The sequence below is a fragment of the Gammaproteobacteria bacterium genome (assembly GCA_013696315.1).
Taxonomy (GTDB): Bacteria; Pseudomonadota; Gammaproteobacteria; order JACCYU01; family JACCYU01; genus JACCYU01.
The window spans coordinates 1-4037 of sequence record JACCYU010000247.1; the positions used below are offsets into that span (position 1 = coordinate 1).

The following is a 4037-nucleotide window of genomic DNA, read 5'->3' on the forward strand; positions in this document are numbered from 1 at the left end:
CAGGTGACAACGTCAAGATGCAGGTGACCTTGATCGCGCCGATCGCGATGGAAGAGGGCCTGCGCTTCGCCATCCGCGAAGGCGGCCGCACCGTCGGCGCCGGCGTGGTCGCCAAGGTCGTGAAGTAGGGGGGTGAGTATCGCGTTTGCAATTAGGCCAGTACCTCAATTGGGCGAGCCGGAAAAAGAAATTGATCCAGTGAATCAATTCCCTGGCGCGCGCCTCGCCAGGGAGGGCGAGGCCGGAGCTTCAGGCATAGATTGTATGTCGCCATGGATGGCTTGCATGGTAGTTAAACGTAGGCCAGTAGCTCAATTGGCAGAGCAGCGGTCTCCAAAACCGCAGGTTGGGGGTTCAAGTCCCTCCTGGCCTGCCATATTCGCGACGGCCCGGACGGAGACAATTATTTCCGCCACGGCGCTGACTGATAATTATCGCGCGGTGGCAGATGGCGACTAAAACCGAGACGCAAGGCTCGGCGCTGGATACCGCCAAGCTTGCGCTTGCGGCATTGCTGGTGACCGCTGGCGTTATCGCGTTCTACTGGTACGCGGAGCAGTCCACGCTTTATCGCGTGCTGGGTTTGCTGGCGGTTACCGGTATCGCGGTCGCGATTGCCTGGAGCACGGCGAAAGGCCGTAGCATCGCGAGTTTTTTGCAGGATTCGCGCACCGAAGTGCGCAAGATGGTGTGGCCCAGCCGTGCCGAGACCATGCAGACGACGCTGGTTGTGTTTCTGGTGGTGATTATTGTCGGGATATTTTTGTGGCTGCTGGATATGTTGCTGGGCTGGCTGATCCAGCTCGTGATTGGCGTCTGAGGTTGCCAATGGCGCTGCGCTGGTACGTCGTTCACGCTTACTCCGGTTTTGAAAACCAGGTCAAGCGCGCATTGCTGGAACGCATCGAGCGTTTCGGCATGCAGGATCGGTTCGGCGAGATTCTGGTGCCGATGGAGGAAGTTGTGGAAATGCGGGAAGGACAGAAGCGGCGCAGCGAGCGCAAGTTCTTTCCCGGATACGTGCTGGTGCGGATGGATATGAGCGACGAGACCTGGCACCTTGTTAAAGAGGCGCCCAAGGTGCTGGGCTTTATCGGCGGCACGTCGGACAGACCCGCGCCCATTTCTGACCGGGAAGCGGAGGCGATTCTGCAACGCATTCAGGAAGGAGTAGACAAGCCGCGGCCCAAGGTATTGTTCGAGCCGGGCGAGGTGGTGCGGGTCGCGGACGGACCATTCAACGATTTTAACGGCGTGGTCGAAGAAGTGAACTACGAGAAAAGCCGGCTGCTGGTGGCCGTCCAGATTTTCGGTCGTTCGACGCCGGTCGAACTGGAGTTCAGCCAGGTGGAAAAGTCTTGATCGGCGGATGCTGCATGCCGGCTACGCGGATGCGTGCAAGCGATCGATTGTTGTCCCCGCACGCGCGGTGTGTAGGAGCATAAATGGCAAAGAAAGTTGAGGCGTATATCAAGCTGCAGGTGCCCGCGGGGCAGGCTAATCCCAGTCCCCCGGTAGGCCCGGCGCTGGGCCAGCGTGGCCTGAACATCATGGAATTCTGCAAGGCGTTCAACGCGCAGACGCAGAATGTCGAGCAGGGCATGCCGTTGCCGGTGGTGATTACTGCGTATTCGGATCGCAGTTTTACGTTTGTCACCAAGACGCCGCCCGCGTCCGTGTTGCTTAAGAAAGCCGCGGGTATTGCCAAGGGCAGCGGCAAACCGAATACGAATAAGGTGGGCAAGGTTGATCGCGCGCAGATCGAAGAGATCGCGAAAACCAAGATGCCGGACCTGAACGCTGCCGATCTCGAGGCCGCCGTGCGCAGCATCGCGGGCAGCGCGCGCAGCATGGGGCTGGAGGTCGAAGGATTCTGATTATGGCAAGAGTTTCCAAACGCATGCGCGCCATGCGGGACAAGATCAAGCCGGGTAATCAGTATTCGCTCGAGGAGGCGTTGCAGCTAATCAAGAACACGAGTTCGGCAAAGTTTGCTGAATCGGTGGATGTCAGCCTGAATCTTGGCATCGACCCGCGCAAGTCCGATCAGATGGTGCGCGGCTCCACCGTGCTGCCGCACGGCACGGGCAAGAGTGTGCGTGTGGCCGTGTTTGCCCAGGGCGACAAGGCGCAGGCCGCCACGGACGCCGGCGCGGACATCGTCGGCATGGACGATCTCGCCGCACAGGTGCGGGCCGGCAAGCTGGATTTCGATGTGGTTATCGCCGCGCCGGAAGCGATGCGGGTAGTCGGGCAGCTTGGCCAGATCTTGGGCCCGCGCGGCCTGATGCCCAATCCCAAGGTTGGCACAATTACGCCGGACGTGGCGCAGGCGGTGCGTAACGCCAAGGCCGGGCAGGTGCGATACCGCGCGGACAAGGGCGGCATCATTCATTGCAGCATTGGCACCGTCGGTTTTGACGTGAATGCGCTACAGGAGAACCTGGGCGCGCTGGTGGCGGATCTGATCAAGGCGAAGCCTGCCACGTCCAAGGGTGTTTATCTTAAAAAGGTAACCCTGTCATCGACCATGGGGCCGGGTATTGCCGTGGATCAGAACCAGCTGTCCAGTCAGTAAACGCGCGGCAGGCGCGCGTTCGGCACGTACGGCGCACGCCAGATGAATCAATAACAGAGGTTTTGAAACGTGGCATTGAGTCTGACGGAAAAGCAGCAGATCGTCTCGGAAGTCGCTGCCGTGGCCGCCGATGCGCATTCGGCGGTCGCCGCCGAATATCGGGGTCTGTCGGTCGAAGTGCTGACCGAATTGCGCGCCAAAGCGCGTAACGAACAGGTTTATCTGCGGGTCGTCAAGAATACGCTCGCCCACCGCGCCGTCGCCGGCACGGCGTTCGAATGCATGCAGCCCGGTTTTACAGGCCCGCTGATTCTGGCGTTTTCACGTGAAGATCCGGGTGCGGCAGCGCGTCTGGTCAAGGACTTTGCCAGACAGCACGACGGGCTGAAGCCCATGCTGGTCGCTGTGGGCGGACAGTTAATGGATGAGTCGGCACTGGAACGTCTGGCGAGCCTGCCCACCCGCGAGCAGGCGTTGAGCCAGATGCTGGCGGTCATGCAGGCCCCGCTGGCGAAGCTGCTGGGAGTGTTGGCGGCGCCGCACGCCAAACTGGTGCGAACCTTGGCGGCGTTAAAGGATCAGAAACGGGCTGCCGACTGATGGTGCGCGCGATTTCGATGTAAGCAACGGTTCAGGAGCAAACAGATGGCTGTATCAAAAGAAGATATTCTCGAAAGCATTTCCAGTATGAGTGTCATGGAAGTGGTCGATCTCATTTCCGCCATGGAAGAAAAATGGGGTGTGACGGCAGCCGTGGCCGCCGGGCCGGCAGCCGCCGCACCCGCGGCTGCTGCGGAAGCGGCCGAGGAGCAAACCGAATTTGACGTGGTGATGACCAGTTTCGGCGCGAACAAGGTTTCGGTAATCAAGGTTGTGCGCGCGCTTACCGGTCTGGGGCTTAAAGAGGCCAAGGACATGGTGGAGAGCGCTCCATCCACGATCAAGGAAGGCGCCAGCAAGGCGGATTCCGAGACCATCAGGAAACAACTGGAAGAAGCTGGCGCCTCGGTAGAACTCAAGTAATCGCGGTTTACCGGTTGCGTTCCGTAAACCGCCCTGTCGCGCACAGGCTGGTGGCGTCAATGTCACCGGCCTGTCTGCGTTGTATTTTGAGCGCGGAATCCCCACTTTGTCGCTACCGATCCGCCGGCAACCAACACGCCCGCCCGTCGTCAACGAGGTAACCTAATGGCTTATAGCTACACCGAGAAAAAACGCATCCGCAGGGATTTCGGTAAGCGCCCCCAGATTCTTGAAGTCCCGTACATGCTGGAAATCCAGCTTGCCTCTTATCGTCAGTTTTTGCAATCCGAGAAGGCGCCTGATCAGCGCGATGCCGCGGGGCTGCACAGCGCGTTCAGCTCGGTATTTCCGATCACCAGCTATTCGGGCAACGTGCAGTTGGCATACGTCAATTACCGGTTGGGTACGCCCGTGTTCGACGTACGCGAGTGCCAAC

General features: G+C 59.8%; 8 protein-coding genes and 1 tRNA gene. All 9 read left to right on the top strand.

The window, feature by feature from the left end; genetic code table 11:
• The coding region (tuf, locus tag H0V34_14320) for an elongation factor Tu (protein MBA2492804.1) at positions 1 to 128 on the top strand (128 nt) is incomplete at its 5' end.
• A 172-nt stretch (positions 129 to 300) separates the two neighbouring features.
• Positions 301 to 376, top strand: a tRNA-Trp gene (locus tag H0V34_14325).
• A 72-nt stretch (positions 377 to 448) separates the two neighbouring features.
• Entirely contained in the window at positions 449 to 820 is a 372-nt protein-coding gene (secE, locus tag H0V34_14330; protein ID MBA2492805.1) for a preprotein translocase subunit SecE, read from the top strand.
• An 8-nt stretch (positions 821 to 828) separates the two neighbouring features.
• Positions 829 to 1362, top strand: a complete 534-nt coding sequence (nusG, locus tag H0V34_14335) for a transcription termination/antitermination protein NusG (GenBank protein ID MBA2492806.1) — start codon at positions 829 to 831, stop codon at positions 1360 to 1362.
• Positions 1363 to 1445: 83 nt separating this feature from the next.
• Positions 1446 to 1877: a 50S ribosomal protein L11 gene (gene rplK / locus H0V34_14340; protein MBA2492807.1), complete on the top strand. Its 432-nt coding sequence runs from the start codon at positions 1446 to 1448 to the stop codon at positions 1875 to 1877.
• A 2-nt stretch (positions 1878 to 1879) separates the two neighbouring features.
• Positions 1880 to 2578 (top strand): 50S ribosomal protein L1, encoded by a 699-nt coding sequence (gene rplA, locus H0V34_14345; GenBank protein ID MBA2492808.1) that lies wholly within the window; start codon positions 1880 to 1882, stop codon positions 2576 to 2578.
• 69 nt (positions 2579 to 2647) lie between these two features.
• Positions 2648 to 3178, top strand: coding sequence for a 50S ribosomal protein L10 (rplJ, locus tag H0V34_14350; protein ID MBA2492809.1), 531 nt, complete (start codon positions 2648 to 2650; stop codon positions 3176 to 3178).
• 45 nt (positions 3179 to 3223) lie between these two features.
• Complete coding sequence (gene rplL, locus H0V34_14355) at positions 3224 to 3601, top strand: 50S ribosomal protein L7/L12 (protein ID MBA2492810.1); 378 nt, start codon at positions 3224 to 3226, stop codon at positions 3599 to 3601.
• Positions 3602 to 3766: 165 nt separating this feature from the next.
• Positions 3767 to 4037, top strand: a 271-nt coding sequence (locus tag H0V34_14360) for a hypothetical protein (protein MBA2492811.1), incomplete at its 3' end; no start/stop codon positions are given.

Coding starts and splice junctions, on each gene's coding strand:
- secE (MBA2492805.1), top strand. CDS start 449: ATGGCGACTAAAACCGAGACGCAAGGCTCGGCGCTGGATACCGCCAAG.
- nusG (MBA2492806.1), top strand. CDS start 829: ATGGCGCTGCGCTGGTACGTCGTTCACGCTTACTCCGGTTTTGAAAAC.
- rplK (MBA2492807.1), top strand. CDS start 1,446: ATGGCAAAGAAAGTTGAGGCGTATATCAAGCTGCAGGTGCCCGCGGGG.
- rplA (MBA2492808.1), top strand. CDS start 1,880: ATGGCAAGAGTTTCCAAACGCATGCGCGCCATGCGGGACAAGATCAAG.
- rplL (MBA2492810.1), top strand. CDS start 3,224: ATGGCTGTATCAAAAGAAGATATTCTCGAAAGCATTTCCAGTATGAGT.